At 74.7% G+C, this 15,508-nt stretch carries 14 protein-coding genes; 5 read left to right on the top strand and 9 right to left on the bottom strand.

Going from position 1 to position 15,508, the window contains the following annotated elements:
- Positions 1-97 precede the first annotated feature (97 nt).
- A complete protein-coding gene (locus tag HF577_RS12395; protein ID WP_312859098.1) occupies positions 98-1,033 on the top strand; it encodes a carbohydrate kinase family protein in 936 nt (311 codons plus the stop codon).
- Positions 1,034-1,377: 344 nt separating this feature from the next.
- Here the strand turns inward: HF577_RS12395 and HF577_RS12390 are convergent, their stop codons facing one another.
- From HF577_RS12390 to HF577_RS12360, 8 genes are all read right to left on the bottom strand, one after another.
- Positions 1,378-2,400, bottom strand: a complete 1,023-nt coding sequence (locus HF577_RS12390; protein WP_169395956.1) for a PHP domain-containing protein — start codon at positions 2,398-2,400, stop codon at positions 1,378-1,380.
- Between the two features lie 319 nt (positions 2,401-2,719).
- Positions 2,720-4,255 carry a CYTH and CHAD domain-containing protein gene (locus tag HF577_RS12385; protein WP_169395955.1) on the bottom strand — a complete coding sequence of 512 codons (1,536 nt, stop codon included), beginning with the start codon at positions 4,253-4,255 and terminating at the stop codon, positions 2,720-2,722.
- Positions 4,256-4,341: 86 nt separating this feature from the next.
- A complete protein-coding gene (locus HF577_RS12380; protein WP_169395954.1) occupies positions 4,342-5,766 on the bottom strand; it encodes an AMP-binding protein in 1,425 nt (474 codons plus the stop codon).
- Positions 5,763-7,172 carry an FAD-binding oxidoreductase gene (locus tag HF577_RS12375; RefSeq protein WP_169395953.1) on the bottom strand — a complete coding sequence of 470 codons (1,410 nt, stop codon included), beginning with the start codon at positions 7,170-7,172 and terminating at the stop codon, positions 5,763-5,765. Before HF577_RS12375 ends, HF577_RS12380 begins: the two co-directional genes overlap by 4 nt.
- 49 nt (positions 7,173-7,221) lie before the next feature.
- Positions 7,222-8,175 carry an NAD(P)/FAD-dependent oxidoreductase gene (locus HF577_RS12370; RefSeq protein ID WP_169395952.1) on the bottom strand — a complete coding sequence of 318 codons (954 nt, stop codon included), beginning with the start codon at positions 8,173-8,175 and terminating at the stop codon, positions 7,222-7,224.
- A gap of 193 nt (positions 8,176-8,368) precedes the next feature.
- Positions 8,369-9,316 (bottom strand): o-succinylbenzoate synthase, encoded by a 948-nt coding sequence (locus tag HF577_RS12365; protein WP_312859097.1) that lies wholly within the window; start codon positions 9,314-9,316, stop codon positions 8,369-8,371.
- Between the two features lie 111 nt (positions 9,317-9,427).
- Positions 9,428-9,538, bottom strand: a complete 111-nt coding sequence (locus HF577_RS38220; protein WP_246266280.1) for a cytochrome P450 — start codon at positions 9,536-9,538, stop codon at positions 9,428-9,430.
- A 55-nt stretch (positions 9,539-9,593) separates the two neighbouring features.
- Positions 9,594-11,066: a flavin-containing monooxygenase gene (locus tag HF577_RS12360; RefSeq protein WP_169395951.1), complete on the bottom strand. Its 1,473-nt coding sequence runs from the start codon at positions 11,064-11,066 to the stop codon at positions 9,594-9,596.
- 88 nt (positions 11,067-11,154) lie between these two features.
- Here HF577_RS12360 and HF577_RS12355 point away from each other — a divergent pair, with 88 nt between their 5' ends.
- Positions 11,155-11,766, top strand: a complete 612-nt coding sequence (locus HF577_RS12355; protein WP_312859096.1) for a TetR/AcrR family transcriptional regulator — start codon at positions 11,155-11,157, stop codon at positions 11,764-11,766.
- The gene (locus HF577_RS12350; RefSeq protein WP_169395950.1) at positions 11,763-12,506 is read left to right on the top strand and encodes a siderophore-interacting protein; all 744 of its coding nucleotides are present in this window, start codon (positions 11,763-11,765) and stop codon (positions 12,504-12,506) included. Before HF577_RS12355 ends, HF577_RS12350 begins: the two co-directional genes overlap by 4 nt.
- Before the next feature lie 38 nt (positions 12,507-12,544).
- Here HF577_RS12350 and HF577_RS12345 read toward each other — a convergent pair whose 3' ends face one another.
- Positions 12,545-13,222 (bottom strand): DUF2461 family protein, encoded by a 678-nt coding sequence (locus tag HF577_RS12345; RefSeq protein ID WP_169395949.1) that lies wholly within the window; start codon positions 13,220-13,222, stop codon positions 12,545-12,547.
- Positions 13,223-13,365: 143 nt separating this feature from the next.
- On the opposite strand from HF577_RS12345, the gene HF577_RS12340 reads away from it, so the two are divergent.
- Both HF577_RS12340 and HF577_RS12335 read left to right on the top strand, forming a co-directional pair.
- The gene (locus HF577_RS12340) at positions 13,366-14,097 is read left to right on the top strand and encodes a response regulator transcription factor (protein ID WP_407692202.1); all 732 of its coding nucleotides are present in this window, start codon (positions 13,366-13,368) and stop codon (positions 14,095-14,097) included.
- The coding region (locus HF577_RS12335) for a sensor histidine kinase (RefSeq protein WP_169395947.1) at positions 14,094-15,508 on the top strand (1,415 nt) is incomplete at its 3' end. The genes HF577_RS12340 and HF577_RS12335, both read left to right, overlap by 4 nt.

The raw sequence follows: 15,508 nt of genomic DNA, 5'->3' as shown, positions 1-15,508 counted from the left end.
GCGTCGTCCACCCGTCAGCATGATCGGCGGCGGGCACGGGTCCGCCCCGACGAGGGGAGCCGTCATCAGTCCACCCAGCGAGTCCGGCATCGTCGCCGTGGCAGGTGAGGCGCTCGTCGACCTCGTCCCGGCGCCCGTCGGCGACTACTTCGAGCCTGCGCCGGGCGGGAGCCCCGCCAACGTCGCCGTGGCCCTGTCCCGGCTGGGCGTGCCGTCCCGGCTGCTGGCCCGCATCGCCGACGACATGCTCGGCCGCCGCGTCCGCGAGCACCTCACCGCCAACGGGGTGGAGCTCGACCACGCGGTGCGCGCGCAGGAGCAGACGTCGCTCGCGATGGTCGCCGTCGACGCCGACGGCGTGCCGAGCTACGACTTCCGCATCGCGGGCACGGCCGACTGGCAGTGGACGCCCGACGAGCTCGCCGGCGCCCTCGACGGGCCCGTCGTCGCGCTGCACTCCGGGTCGCTCGCCCTCACCACCCCGCCCGGCGCCCGCGTCCTGCGCGAGCTGCTCACCCGCTCCGCGGCCACCGCCACGATCAGCTACGACCCGAACTGCCGTCCGCTGCTCATGGGTGATCCCGGCGACGTGCTCGCCGGCGCCCACGAGCTGCTCGCCGTGGCCGACGTGGTCAAGGTCAGCTCAGAGGATCTCGAGTGGCTCGTGCCCGGTTCGACTCCGGAGGCCGTGCTGGAGGACTGGCTCGGCCGCGGACCCGCCCTCGTCACCGTCACCCTCGGCGCCGGGGGTGCGCTCGCCGGCACCGCGTCCGGCGTGCGGTCGCGACGCCCGGGCGTCACGGTCGACGTCATCGACACGGTGGGGGCGGGCGACACGTTCTCCGCAGCCCTGCTCGCGGGGCTGCACCGACGCGGGCTGCTCGGCGCCCCGGCGCGCGCCGAGCTCCGGGCGATGGCCGCCGACACGCTCGACACCCTGCTCGACGAGGCCGTCACCGCCGCGGCGATCACCTGTTCCCGCCGCGGCGCCGACCCGCCCTCCGCCGACGATCTGCTCGCCCGGCAGGTGTGACTCGTGGTACGTGGGCGGCGGGTGACGGCCCCAGATCCTTTCGCCCCCCGCCGCCCACGGCTCGTGGTCCCCGGCCCTACCCGGGGTTGCCGACCCGGAGCGCGCGCTCCGGGTGGGTGGTCGTGCTGTCCCGTGCCAGCCTCTCCGACGTCGTCCACATTCGCCATCAGGGTCACCGGACCGGGGCGGAAAACCTATCGGTCGCCGGTGGCGGCCTGCCACCCCTCCCCTGATGATGTAGACGATCATCCTCCCCGGTAGTCGTCCCGGTGCACAGGGCGACCACTCGGTCGGGTCGGATTTACGTCACACCGGAGGGCGGGATCCGCTGCCGGGTGGCCGGATCAGCGGGTGCGCTCCAGCAGCCGCTGGGCGGTCCAGGTGTTCAGCACCCGGTCCGGCGGCACCCCGCAGGCGGCCGCGCGCTCGCACCCGTTGCCCAGCCAGTCGAGCTGCCCCGGCGCGTGGGCGTCGGTGTCGATGGTGAACGAGCAGCCCGCCTCGACGGCCAGCCGCAGCAGCCGCTTCGGCGGGTCGAGCCGCTCGGGGCGCGAGTTCACCTCCACCGCGACGCCGTACTCCGCGCAGGCGGCGAACACCTCGCCTGCGTCGAACTCCGACTCCGGCCGCTTGCGGCCGCCCGTGACCATCCGGCCCGTGCAGTGCCCGAGCACGTCGACCAGCGGGTTCGCGACCGCCGTGAGCATCCGCTCGGTCATCTCGATCCGGGGCATCCGCAGCTTCGAGTGCACCGACGCGACGACGACATCCAGCTCGGCCAGCAGGTCCTCGTCCTGGTCGAGCGAGCCGTCCTCGTTGATGTCGACCTCGATCCCCGTGAGCACGCGGAACCCGTCGCCGAGCTCGACGTTGAGCTCCGCGACCTGGGCGAGCTGGGCGCGCAGGCGCTCGGCCGACAACCCGTTGGCCACGGTGAGCCGGGGCGAGTGATCGGTGATCACCAGGTAGTCGTGGCCCAGCTCCTGCGCCGTCAGCACCATCTCCCGCAGCGGGGAGCCGCCGTCGGAGGCGTCGGTGTGGCTGTGGCAGTCGCCGCGGATGGCCGACCGCAGCGCCGCGGCGGCCTCGTCGAGCGGCGTGCCCTCCGTCGCCTCCAGCCTCCGCAGGTACACCGGCTCCTCCCCGGCCACCGACTCCGTGACGCAGCGGGCGGTTACCTCACCCACGCCCTTGAGCCGCACCAGCTCGCCGGACCGGACGAGGCCGGCGATCTCGTCGGCGTCCCGCCCACCCAGCACCGCCGCCGCGGTGCGGAACGCCCGCACGCGGTAGGTGGACTCGTGTGCGCGCTCGAGCAGAAAGGCGATCCGTCGCAGGTCGGCCACGGCGTCCCGGGGTTCGCTCACAGCGGCGATGGTCGCACGACGGCGACCCCCCGTCCCCCGTCACTCACGGATCCCGGGGCAACTCGTGCCCGGATTCAGGGCGACTCGCGGAACGGAAGGGGCGACTCGCGGACGGAAACGGGGCGACTCGCGGGGTGAGAAGGGGCGACTCGCGGAGCACCGGAACGGCCAGCCCGCGAGTCGCCCGTTCCGGACGCGCGAGTCGCCCGTTCCGGACGCGCGAGTCGCCCGTTCTGGACGCGCGAGTCGCCCGTTCCAGGCGCGCGAGTCGCCCGTTCCGCGCGCGCGAGTCGCCCGTCCGGTGAAGGCGGGTGGGACGTCAGCGGAGCCAGCGGCGGTTGCGGCGCGACCAGGCCGTCGCCCACAGCTCCGGGAGCTCGCGCTCGATCTGCTCGGCGCGGGCGGCGTCGCGCCCGTAGAGCAGTCCGAAGCTGAAGCCGTTCTCCCCGGCCGGGTGGGCCAGGGAGCCCAGCTCACGCAGTGCCTCGCGGGCGACCACGGTGTCCTGGTGCTCACCGAGCGCCGACTGGAAGCCCTTCAGCGACTTCGCGAACCGCTTGGCGTCCTTCCCGGCCACCGACTCGGCCACCTCCGTGGCGTACCGGAGCCGCTTGCCCGCCTTGCGGGCGGTGTGCACCGCGGTGTCGCGGTGGTCGGCAGGCGCCGCGGGGTCGGTGGCGATGCCGACCGCGTCCTCCAGCCGTTTGGCGGTGCGCGCCACCAGCGCGGGCAGCTCCTTGCGGGCGGGCCGGGCGGCACGCTTCGTCAGCAGAGGCCGCTCCAGCAGCGCGTCGATCGCCGTGCGCAGCGTGGCGTAGCGCTCGCCGTCCAGTGCGGTGAGCACCGCGGCCGTGGCCTCGGCCTCGACGCGGGCGAAGTGCCTGGTCATCTGCGCCTGCGCCGGCCCGAGCAGCAGCTCGGGCGGGAGCCCGGCGAGCCCGTCGGAGATCCGCTCGTGCAGCACCTCGGCGTCCCGGGCCGGGGCGAGCTCCTGGCCCAGCTCCCGGAGGCCGTCGACGATCGGGTCGGTGCGCCTGCGGTCGAGCAGCGGGCGGTAGGCCTGCAGTGCGCTGCGCATGCGGCGGGACGCGACGCGCAGCTGGTGGACGGAGTCGGGGCCGCCGCGGCGCACCCGGAGCTCCTCGGCGGCCAGCCGGTCGGCCTGGGCGGCGAGGTAGTCCAGCAACACCGCTCCGGCCGAGCCGCGCGGCCCACTGCGCCGCTTGCGGACCTTGGGTGCCGGACGGAGCAGGCGTTCGAGCTCCTCCTCGGCAGCAGGTGCGGCGGGGCGGAGCCCGCTCTCGGCGAACCGGTTCTCGAGCTCGGTGATGAGCGCGTTGTCGGCCTCCGCCCGGTGCAGCTCCACCTCGGTCCAGGCCTCGACCTCGGTGGCCCGGCCCAGGGTGGCGAGCGTGACGTCGTCGTGCACGACCACGGCGAGCAGCCGGTCGGCGTCGCCGTGCAGACGGGTCTCCGTGCGTACGCGACGGATCCGGCCGGCGGGCCGGACCGCGCGGTCACGGACGACCCCACGGATCAGCTCCTGAAGCTCGGCCGGCACCTCGGGGGTGGCCCCGGCGTCGGGTGCCAGCGGGACACGCAGCTGCTCGGCCTCGTCACCGTCCGGCAGGTCGAGGTGCCACTGGTCCTGCTCCTCCCCCCCGCGGTGCAGGGTGAGCCGGATGTCGGCCGCACTGAGGCGATGGTCGTCGGTGTCGAACCGCTCCGTCTCGAGCACCTGCTGCGGCGTGGCCTCGTCCCGATGGACGCCGAGCAGTGCCGCGAGGCGGGGAGCTCCCGTGCCTGCGGGTCCGCGGTAGGTGCGGTTCCAGGTGCGCGTCGTCGTGTCCGTCATTCGATCGGGTGCCCCCAGTGACGTTTCGTCAATCGGTCTGTAGAGCCGTCTGCGGCCAGGATCACTCGACCGCACCAACCGGCGCCTCAGTCCCGCGGGAGCCGGGCCTTCATCACCTTGCCCATGTCATTACGGGGCAGCGCCTCGCAGAACCGTACCTCCCGGGGCCTTTTGTGGGGAGCGAGCAAAGCGGCGACGTGGTCGACCAGCTCCCGCTCGGCAGGCGCCACCCCGGCCGGCACGACGAACGCCACGATCCGCTCGCCCAGGTCGTCGTCGGGCATTCCGACGACGGCCGCCTCGGCGACGCCCGCGTGCTCGAGCAGCGCGTTCTCGATCTCCCCCGCGCCGATCTTGTAGCCGCCCGACTTGATCAGGTCGGTGGCGCTGCGTCCCACGAGCGCCAGAACGCCGCTCTCCGTCCAGCGCCCGATGTCGCCGGTGACGAACCAGCCGTCCGCCGTGTGCGCGGCGGCCGTGGCGTCGGGCCGGTTGAGGTAGCCGTCGAAGAGCCCCGGCCCGCGCACCTCGACGGAGCCCAGCCCGTCGGCCTGCTCCCCGGCCAGGGGCGCGAGACGCACCTCGGTGCCCCGCAGCGGCCGCCCGACGGTGGCCGGCTCCGGCTCGTCCTCCGCGCGGGCGGCGGTGAGGATCAGCGTCTCTGTGAGCCCGTACCGTTCGCGCACCGCAAGCCCGGTGGCGCGGCGCAACCGGGCGTGGTCGACGGCGGTGAGCGCCGCCGAGCCGGACACCAGCAGCCGCGCCCGGCCGACCGCGGCAGCGGCGTCCGGGTCGGTCTCGAGCTGGTCGGCCAGCCGGTGGTACTGGGTCGGCACCCCGAAGACCATCGTGGCGCCCGCCCCGGCCAGGGTGGTCGCATCCAGCGTGCCGATGTGGTGCAGGCTGCCACCCCGGCGCAGCGGCCCGATCACCCCGAGCACCAGGCCGTGCACGTGGAACAGCGGCAGCGCGTGCACCAGCAGGTCCTCGGCGGTCCACGCCCACGCGTCGGCCAGCGCGTCGAGGTTGTACGCGACGGCGCCGCGGGACAGCACCGCTCCCTTGGGCGGACCGGTCGTGCCCGAGGTGTAGATCACGAGGGCGGGCGCGCTCGCCGGCGGCTCCCCGGCAGGCACCGCCCCGGAGCCGGCCAGGTCGACGTCGAGCCGGGGAAGTGCCGCGAGCGGCCCGGGTAGCTGGGCGCCGGGCGCGGTCAGCACGAGCTCGGGCGCCGAGTCGGCGAGGACGTGCCCGAGCTCCCGCTCCCCCAGCTTCGGGTTCAGCGGCACGGCGGTGACGCCGGCCAGCAGCGCCGCGGTGACCCCGACCGCGGTATGCAGGGTCGGCGTGGCGTGCACGGCCACCCGTCCGCGGCCGGCCAGGGAACCGGCGAGGCCACCTGCGGCGGCGGCCAGCTCCGGGTAGCTCAGCGCGAGGCTCGAGTCCCCGGCGCCGAAGCGCAACGCGGGACGGTCCTGAGGGTCGTGAAGGTGGGGAAGCAGACGGGTCACCCGACCACCTTGCCCGGATTGAGAATTCCCTGCGGGTCGAGGGCGGCCTTGATCGCCCGCTGCATCGCGACGACCTCCGGGCCGAGCTCGCGCCGCATCCCGGACAGCTTCAGCAGGCCGACCCCGTGCTCACCGGTGACGGTGCCACCGAGCTCCAGCGCGGCGTCCAGGATGTCCTCGAACGCCGCCTGCGCCCGTGCCTTCCCAGCCTCGTCGCCGTGCCTGGTGAGCAACATGGGGTGCAGGTTGCCGTCGCCCGCGTGCGCCACGGTGGCGATCGGCGTGTCGTGGCGGGCCGCGATCTGCTCGATGCGGGCGAGCATCTCGGCGAGCTCGCCCCGCGGGAGGCAGACGTCCTCGGTGAGGATCGCCCCACCGAGCTGCTCCATCGCGGGGTAGGCGAGCCTGCGGGCCTCGAACAGCGCGTCGGCCTCCACCTCGTCGGTGGACAGCATCGCGTCGCTCGCCCCCGCCGCCACGAACTCGGCGTGGATGGCCTCGGCCTCCTGCTGTCCCGCCGGATCGGGGAGGTCGGTCTGGGCGAGCAGCAGCGCCGCGGCGGTCTCCGGGAGGCCGGCGTGCTTCCACGCGTTGACCGCATGCAGGCAGACCCGGTCGATCAGCTCGAACGCCGCGGGCTGCACGCCGCGCGCGGTGACCCGGGAGACGGCGTCGCCCGCCGCGGCGAGGGTGTCGAAGAACCCGACGACCGTGCGCCGCGGGCTCGTGCGCAGCGGCCGCAGCTTCACGGTGACCTCGGTGATCACGCCGAGGGTGCCCTCGGATCCGACCATCAGCCCGGCCAGGTCGTACCCGGCCACCCCCTTCGCGGTGCGCCGTCCGACGCGCACCACCTCGCCCGCCGCCGTGACGAGCTCCAGCGCGAGCACGTAGTCGCGCGTCACCCCGTACTTCACGCAGCACAAGCCGCCCGCGTTGGTGGCGACGTTGCCGCCGACCGTCGACCACAGGGAGCTCGCGGGGTCGGGCGGGTACCACAGGCCGTGCTCGGCGACGGCCGCGCGCAGGTCGTCGTTCACGACCCCCGGCTGCACCACCGCGAGCCGCTCCGCCGCGTTGATCTCGACGATCTCGCGCATCCGCTCCGTGGACAGCACCACGCACCCGTCCACAGCGTTGGCGCCACCGGACAGGCCCGTGCCCGCACCGCGGGGTACGAGCGGGCGGGCGTGCCGGGCGCACGCGGCCACCACCGCGGCGACCTCCTCCGTGCTGCGCGGCCGGACCACCGCGGCGGCCCGCCCGAACTCCGCCCACTCCGCCTCGTCGTGCTGGTAGGTGGCCATCACGTCGGGATCCAGGAGCACGCGGTCGGCGGGAAGCGCCGCGAGCAGTTCGGCGACGACGGGATCGGGCGGGGCGGACGCGTCGGAGGTAACGGCCATGAGGTGACGCTAGTCAGTCGACCGGCTGATCCGCTCCTCCTGCCGCGACTCAGCGGGGCTGGGCCGCACCGAGCCGGGCGGCCACCGCCCGGCCCAGCAACGTCCCGGACCGCCACGCCGTCTCCACCCGCGAGCTGCCCCAGGAGTCGCCTGCCACGGCGATGCCGTCGTCACCGAGGTGGAAGGGCTGGTCCCGGGCGGCGGCGGGCGCGGCGTGGTCCCAGCGGTGCACGGCGGTCCAGGACGGTGCGGTGGGCACGTCGAGCAGCTCCCGGACGGCCCCGACGACCGGCCCGACGGCACCGGCGGGGTCTCTCTCGTGCCGCCGGGCGGCGTCGGCGGTGGTGTGGGCCACGAGCACCGCCGCGCCGTCACCCCTGCGGTCCCCATCGTCGGCGATCAGCGACAGGACGGGGTGGTCGTTGACGAACGCCGCGGGCATCTCCGGCCACTCCCGCGACGGCCAACCCGCGACGACGGTGATCACCGGCCGCCACTCCCGGCCGGCCAGTTCGGGGACGGCCGGCGAGGCCGGGTCGAGCAGGCGCAGCGCCTGCGGGTCGGGCATCGCGAGCACGACCACGTCGGCGGGCCTGCCGTCCACCACGGGTCCGGGACCCACGTGGTGGATCTCGTGCTCCAGCTCGACGGCCAGTCCGGATGCCAGCTCCGCGACGAGGCTCGCCAGCCCGTGGGGCGCCGCCCAGCGCACCGGCCCCGGTGACCGGCCGCGGGTGCCGTCGCCGAGCACCGCGAGCTCGGACGTCCACGGCCGGGCCAGGCCCGCCGTCCGCCAGCGGGCCACGACCTCGGCGAACTCCGGGTCCCGGACGGTGAAGTAGGCCGCACCGATGTCGACGGGCCGACCGTGGACCGTCCTGCTGGCCATCCGGCCCCCGACGGACGCGGCGCGCTCCAGCACCTGCACCGGCACCCCCGCCGCGGTGAGCTCCACAGCGCACGCCACGCCCGCCAGCCCCGCTCCGACCACCAGTACCGACACGTCCCGAACCGTATTGGCCCCGCCCCTGCCGGCGCGAGTACCGGGTCACCCACCGGAGAGGGCGACTCGCGCACCGAATCCGGGCGACTCGCGCACGATTTCGGGGCGACTCGCGGGAAGAGTTCGGAGCTCCCGCCCGCGAGTCGCCCGTTCCGGTCGCGCGAGTCGCCCGTTCCCGCTCGCGGGTCCGGGGTCAGTGCACCCCGGCCGTCACCCGCGCCAGCCGGTCCTGCCACCAGCGCGTGCGCTCGGGGTCGGCGGTCACAGCATCGCGGAGCACCGGTTCGGGTGCCTGGCGCAGCACGGGGAGCCAGCCGTCGCGGGGCAGGAGGGGGTCGGCGACCACGTCGGTGGCCAGCAGGGCGCCGGTGCCGAACCCGCACGCGAAGTCCAGGTCGGGCAGCGCTCCCGCCAGCGCCAGCTCCCCCGCCAGCCCCACGCTGGTCTGCAGCGCGGACGACACCACGCACGGCAGCCCGCACGCCTCGGCGACGGCCAGCGCGCGGCGGACCCCGCCGAGCGGGGCGCACTTGAGCACGGCGATGTCGGCCGCGCCCGCGACGGCCACCCGCAGCGGGTCCTCGGCCCGGCGGATCGACTCGTCGGCCGCGATCGGCACGTCGACCCGGCGCCGCACCGCCGCGAGCTCCTCGACCGTGCGGCACGGCTGCTCGACGTACTGCAGCCCGCCTGCCGCGCGCTCCAGTGCCCGGATCGCGGTGACCGCGTCGTCGACGTCCCAGAGCGCGTTGGCGTCCACCCGCACCGCGCCGTGGGGGCCGAGGGCGTCGCGGACCGCCGCCACGCGTTCGAGGTCGTCCGGCAGCGAGCCGGGCGCGTCGGCCACCTTGACCTTCGCCGTGGAGCAGCCCGACGCCCGCACGATCTCCTGCGCGCGTTCCGGCCCGACCGCCGGGACGATGCAGTTCACCGGCACCCGGTCGCGGACGGGCTCCGGCCAGCCCTCCTCTGCGGCCTCCACGGCGGCGGCCAGCCACGGGGCCGACTCGGCGTCGTCGTACTCGGTGAAGGGGCAGAACTCGCCCCACCCGGCCGGGCCCCGCAGCAGCATCCCCTCCCGCACGGTGATGCCGCGGAACCGGGCGGTCATGGGGATGGCATAGACGGCGGCATCGACCACGATCCCCACCGTAGAGCGGCCGCAGACGGCCTTCGACGGCCGTACCACCCGGGCGGTCCTGCCACGAGAACCCGGTCGGCCGGGGCCGAGCCAGGGACGGAGCGATCGGTGCTACTGCTGCGTCGCAACCGCCTTCTCGAACACCACTGGCAGGTGCTGGACCCCGTGCATCAGCAGACCCGGCTGCCACTCCAGCTTCTCCTCGGCAACGGCCGGCCTCAACCCGGGAAGGCGAACGAAAGCGACGGTCCGCCGCGATCCTCCCGATGGCGGCGCCTCACACCAGCAGTTCGTGGTCGGCCGGGCGGACCTTGCGGGTGCGGCGCCGGAACACGAACGTGAAGTTCGGCCAGATGGTGCGGTTGCGGCCGTCCTCGTCGAGGTACCAGCTCTGGCACCCACCGGCCGTCCACACCGTGCCGGCGAACTTCCGCTGCGTGGCGGCGTTGTAGGCGTCCTGCCGGTCGCGGCGGGTGTCCAGGGCCGTTGCGCCGGTGCGGTCGAGCAGCCGCAACGCGTCCAGGACGTAGTTCAGCTGGGCTTCGATCATCACCACCAGCGACGTGTGCCCGATCGCGGTGTTGGGACCGGTCATCACGAAGAAGTTGGGGAACCCGGCAACCGTGGTGCCGAGGAAGCCCTCGACGCCGTCGCGCCACACCTCGCTCAGGCTCACGCCGTCGCGGCCGGTGACCGCCATCGAGTCGAGGAAGCTCGCCGCGACCTTGAAACCCGTGCCGAAGATGATCGTGTCGACCTCGTGCTCGACGCCGTCGGCCGTCACCACGCCGGACTCCGTGACGCGGACGATCTTCTCCGTGACCACGTCGACGTTCGGTTGCTTGAGCGCCGGGTAGTAGTCGTCGGAGAGCAGGACACGCTTGCAGCCGAACGCGAAGTCGGGTGTGACCTTCGCCCGGAGATCGGGCCGGTCGGCGAACACCCGGTCGATATAGGCGCGCGCCACCTTCCCCAGGATCTTCGTGCGGCTCGTGCGGAGGAAGAAGGCCACCACGGCCTCACCGCGCGCGTAGACCGTGGCGCGCTTGAGCTTCTGCAGGAGCGGCACGGCCCGGTAGAGCCGGCGCAGCATGGGAGAGACCTCGCCGTCGGGCTTGGGCACCACCCACGGAGCGGTGCGCTGGAAGAGCGTGAGGTGCTCGACGTCGGGCTGGATCTCCGGGACGAACTGGATCGCGCTCGCGCCCGTGCCGATCACCGCGACCCGGCGCCCGCGCAGGTCGTGGTCATGGTTCCAGTGCGCGGAGTGGAACGTGGTGCCCCGGAACTCCGCGAGCCCCTCGATGTCCGGGACCGACATCTCGCGCAGCCCCCCGGGGGCCCAGATGACCGCGCGTGCGCTGACGGTGGAGCCGTCGGCGATCCGCAGGGTCCAGCGCTTTCCGGTCCATTCGGCCGACGTGACCCGGGCTCCGAACCGGATGCGGGAGCGCAGGTCGAAGCGGTCGGCGACGCCCTCCAGGTACGCGCGGATCTCCGGCTGCCGGGCGAAGCGGTGGGTCCAGTCGGGGTTGGGCGCGAACGAGAACGAGTACAGGGCCGACTGCACGTCGCACGTGCAGCCCGGGTACGTGTTGTCGCGCCACGTCCCGCCGACCGAGTCGGCCTTCTCCAGGACGACGAAGTCGTTGCGGCCGGCGTGCGCGAGCCGGACGGCGGCACCGAGGCCGGCGAAACCGCTGCCGACGATCGCGATGTCCACGGTGGTGTCAGCGGTCGGCGCGCTCATCCTGTTCCTCCGATCGACGGCTCCCCGGAAGTTACCACGAGTAGGTTACCGCCGGTAGGTTCCTTCCTACCTGCGGTAGGTTGGCCGCGTGGAGCCCAGGACACCTCGCCGCCGGGTGAGCCGCGCCGACCGCGAGCGGCAGATCCTGGACGCGGCCGTCGCGGTGTTCGGCGAGCGCGGCTACCAGGCCGCCTCCATGGACATGGTGGCCGAGCGGGTGGGCGTGACAAAGCCGGTGCTCTACGCCCACTTCGGGTCCAAGGACGGGTTGCTCCTCGCCTGCATCGCGCGCGCCCGCGCCGAGCTGCTCGAGGTGACCACCACGGCCGCGGCCTCGGCGGACGGCCCCGAGGAGATGCTCCGGCGCGGGACGCTGGCCTTCTTCGCGTACCTGGAGCAGCGCGAGCCGGCCTGGACGTTCCTGTACTCGGAGTCGACGGTGGCGGGCGATGCCCTGGAGGGCATCCGCGCGCAGCAGACCGACTTCATCGCCGCCCTGCTCGCCGCCCAGGCGCCCGACGCCGACCCGCAGCGGCTGACCGGATGGGCGCAGGTGATCGTCGGCGCGTGCGAACGGCTCGCCCTGTGGCGCGGCAGCGCGCGGACCGTGACCAGCGAACAGGCCACGGAGTACCTGATGGACCTCGTCTGGACGGGCCTCGCTGCCCTGGGCGGCGCAGCGGCACAATCGTCACGATGACGACGACGGCACCCCGGCTGCTGCAGGTGCGGCGCAGCGAGCGGATCACCCCCCGGATGGTCCGCGTGACGCTCGGCGGCGAGGAGCTGGCCGGCTTCGGCGGCGAGGGGCCCGACCGCCGGATCAAGATGTTCTTCCCCGTGCCCGGGCAGGACCGGCCCGCGGTGCCCCGGGCCACCTCGGGTGGTCCGCTGTGGCCCACCGGCGAGCGCCGCCCCGCGATCCGCACGTACACCGTGCGGCGCTTCGACCCCGGCTCGGGCGAGCTCGACGTGGACTTCGTGCTCCACGAAGGGCACGGGCCGGCGGCGGCGTGGGCCCGGGACGCGCGGCCGGGCTCGTGGGTGGGCGTCTCGGAGCCGGGCGGCCGGTTCGAGCCCGACCCGGCCGCCGAGTTCCACGTGGTCATCGGCGACGAGACGGCGCTGCCCGCCGTGGCCACGGTGCTCGACGCCCTGCCCCCCGGCGTGCCCGCGCTCGCGTTCCTCGAGGTGGCCGACTCCGGCGAGGAGCAGGATCTGCCCGGCGCTGCCGACGTGCGGTGGGTGCACCGCGGCGACCGGGAGCCGGGCACCCCGCTGACCGAGGCCGTGCGGGCCGCGACGTTCCCGGCAGGCGCCGGGCAGGCGTGGCTCTCCGGCGAGTCGGCCTGCGTGCGCGACCTGCGCAAGCACCTGCTCGACGACCGCGGCCTCGACCGCCGCCGGGTGTACGCCACGGGCTACTGGCGCGCCCGCTGACGCCCTGACCGCCACCGGCGCTCTCGTGAGCCGGGCGGTCACGCCGGGGCCGGCTGCACGGGCCGGGGCCGCGGCTCGACGCGCTCGGCCGCACCGACGTGCTCGTCGAGCCAGGCGACCACCGGGGCCGCCGCGTGCCACTCCGCCCGCACCCACGCCAGCGGTTCGCGGGTGGCGAGCCAGGGGCCGGCCGGCCGCGACCGGGTGAGCTGCAGTCCGCGCCGGCGCAGCAGGACGATCCGCGGGTGGTCGGCCCGGACGCCGCGCGGCGCACCGACCAGGGGACGGCCGGGGTCGAGCGCACCCTCGCCGACGCCGGCGAGCAGCCCGGCGAGCTCCTCCCCCGCCGTGCCGTGCACCGCGGTGCGGAAGCGCCGGAGCTGGCTCGCGTCGAACGACCAGTGCCCCGCCGTCACCGACAGCGCCGTGGCCGACAACACGACGGCGAGCGCGCAGCCCCCTGCGCTGGTGGCCACCCCACCGGTGTCGGTGCGGTACGGCGGGGCGTCCGGCCGGAACCGGCGGTTGACCACCGGGCGCAACACACGCACCGGCCCGAACTCGGGTTCGAGCTCCCCGGCGAGCGCCTTCATCGGGGCGTGCACCGCGGCGGCGTGCCGGCGGCGCTGCGCCGCCCAGAACTCCCGGCTGTTGTCGGCGGTGATCTCGGCCAGGAACGTGGTGGCGTCGGCAGGCCAGCCGTCGAACGCGTCCATCTCGCCCTCCTCGGGTACGGTCGATCGCACGTGATCGATGCGCACTTGGACGACGCGACGGCCGTTCCGGTTCCACAGCGGGCACACAGGTTTCGCCCATCGGCGCCACAGTCCCGCGCGCGACGCTGGCTAGCATGTCGACGATGAGGGACCAGGCCACGGCGTTGCGGCGGGCCGACGGCAGCGCGATCCGGATCCTGGTCGTCGATGACGAGGCCTCACTCTCCGACCTGCTGTCGATGGCCCTGCGCTACGAGGGCTGGGACGTCCGCACAGCCGCCGACGGGAGCTCGGCCGTCCGGGGCGCGCGCGAGTTCCGGCCCGACGCCGTCGTCCTCGACGTGATGCTGCCCGACTTCGACGGCCTCGAGGTGCTGCGCCGGATGCGCGCGGAGACCCCGGACGTGCCGGTGCTGTTCCTGACGGCCAAGGACGCCGTCGAGGACCGGATCGCCGGGCTCACCGCGGGTGGCGACGACTACGTCACCAAGCCGTTCAGCCTGGAGGAGCTGGTGGCCCGGCTGCGCGGGCTGCTGCGCCGCTCCGGGATGGCCGCGGCCCGGCAGGGCTCCGAGCTCGTGGTGGGCGACCTCGTGCTGGACGAGGACAGCCACGAGGTGCGCCGGGGCGACGCGCCCGTCGAGCTCACCGCCACGGAGTTCGAGCTGCTGCGCTACCTCATGCGCAACCCCAAGCGCGTGCTGTCCAAGGGGCAGATACTGGACCGCGTGTGGAACTACGACTTCGGCGGCCAGTCCAACGTGGTCGAGCTCTACGTGTCCTACCTGCGGAAGAAGATCGACGCCGGGCGTCCGCCCATGATCCACACGGTGCGCGGCGCCGGCTATGTGCTCAAACCGGCGGCCGGGGGGTGAGGAGCCGCTCGCTGCGGACGCGACTCGTCGCGACGCTGCTGCTGCTCCTCGCCGTTGCGACGGCCGTGGTCGCGCTGGTCACCGTCCTCACGCTGCGCGGCTTCCTCATCGGCAGGCTCGACGGGGACCTGCGGGTGTCGAGCAGGGTGCTCGCCCGCGTCGACTCCGCGGGCAACCCGCTGCCCCTGCCCAACCTCGGGGACCGGCCCGGCCTGCGGCCGCCCGACAGTCTCAGCGCCGTACTGCGCCACGGCCAGGTCGTCTCGGCGTGGGTGTACACGCGTGACGGGGCGGTGCAGCCGGTGTCCCCGATGGAGTTCCCGGACCTGACCACCGTCGTCGTGGACCACCCGCCGGTGAGCGCCGACCTGGGCTCACTGGGCGTCTACCGGCTCGAGGCGCTGCCGGGCCCGGACGGCAACGTGATCATCACGGGCCTGTCCGAGCGCCAGGTGCAGGACACCGTGGCGCGGCTCGTGACGACCGAGCTGATCGTCGCGGCGGTGACGCTGCTGGGGGCGGGCCTCGCCGGGGCCGTGCTGGTGCGGCGCGAGCTGCGGCCGCTGGAACGGGTGGCGGCCACGGCGCGGCGGGTGAGCACGCTCCCGCTGGACCGGGGCGAGGTCTCGCTGGTCGAGCGGGTGCCTGCCGCCGACCCGCGCACCGAGGTGGGTCAGGTCGGCGCGGCCCTCAACCACATGCTCGACCACGTCGGCGCGGCGCTGGAGGCCCGCCAGGACAGCGAGACGCGGCTGCGCCAGTTCGTCGCCGACGCCAGCCACGAGCTGCGGACCCCGCTGGCCGCGATCCGCGGATACGCCGAGCTGAGTAGGCGGGGCGAGCTGCCGGCCGACGCGGAGTACGCACTGGTGCGGATCTCCGCGCAGTCCGAGCGGATGACCACGCTCGTCGAGGACCTCCTCCTGCTCGCCCGGCTCGACGCCGGTCGCCCGCTCGAGCGCCGCGAGGTCGACCTCACCCGGCTCGTCGTCGACGCGGTGAGCGACGCGCACGCCGCCGGTCCCGGCCACCGGTGGCAGCTCGCGCTCCCCGAGGAGCCGGTGACGGTGCCCGGGGACGCCTCGCGGCTGGCCCAGGTGCTGGCCAACCTGCTGGCCAACGCCCGTGCCCACACGCCGCCCGGCACGGCCGTGACCGTCGCACTCGCCCTGGAGGCCGACGGCGCCCGGCTGGACGTGGTGGACGACGGGCCGGGCATCCCACCCGAACTGCTGCCCCACGTGTTCGAGCGGTTCGCGCGCGGCTCCTCGTCGAGGTCACGGGCGAACGGCAGCAGCGGGCTGGGGCTCGCGATCGTCCACGCGGTGGTGGCGGCACACGGCGGATCGGTGTCGGTGTCGAGCGTCCCGGGCCGCACCGCGTTCACCGTGCACCTCCCCAGCGTCCCGCC

Origin of the sequence: Pseudonocardia xinjiangensis (assembly GCF_012911925.1) — a bacterium.
In the GTDB taxonomy this organism is placed as follows: Bacteria; Actinomycetota; Actinomycetes; order Mycobacteriales; family Pseudonocardiaceae; genus Pseudonocardia; species Pseudonocardia xinjiangensis.
Note: the sequence above shows the minus strand (reverse complement) of the source record. Positions and strands in the feature narration are given on the sequence as shown.

What these genes read in the sequence shown, in the direction of transcription:
- HF577_RS12340 (WP_407692202.1), top strand. Translation starts at nt 13,366, where the DNA reads ATGAGGGACCAGGCCACGGCGTTGCGGCGGGCCGACGGCAGCGCGATC.
- HF577_RS12385 (WP_169395955.1), bottom strand. Translation starts at nt 4,255, where the DNA reads ATGACGGACACGACGACGCGCACCTGGAACCGCACCTACCGCGGACCC.
- HF577_RS12350 (WP_169395950.1), top strand. Translation starts at nt 11,763, where the DNA reads ATGACGACGACGGCACCCCGGCTGCTGCAGGTGCGGCGCAGCGAGCGG.
- HF577_RS12375 (WP_169395953.1), bottom strand. Translation starts at nt 7,172, where the DNA reads ATGGCCGTTACCTCCGACGCGTCCGCCCCGCCCGATCCCGTCGTCGCC.
- HF577_RS12345 (WP_169395949.1), bottom strand. Translation starts at nt 13,222, where the DNA reads ATGGACGCGTTCGACGGCTGGCCTGCCGACGCCACCACGTTCCTGGCC.
- HF577_RS12360 (WP_169395951.1), bottom strand. Translation starts at nt 11,066, where the DNA reads ATGAGCGCGCCGACCGCTGACACCACCGTGGACATCGCGATCGTCGGC.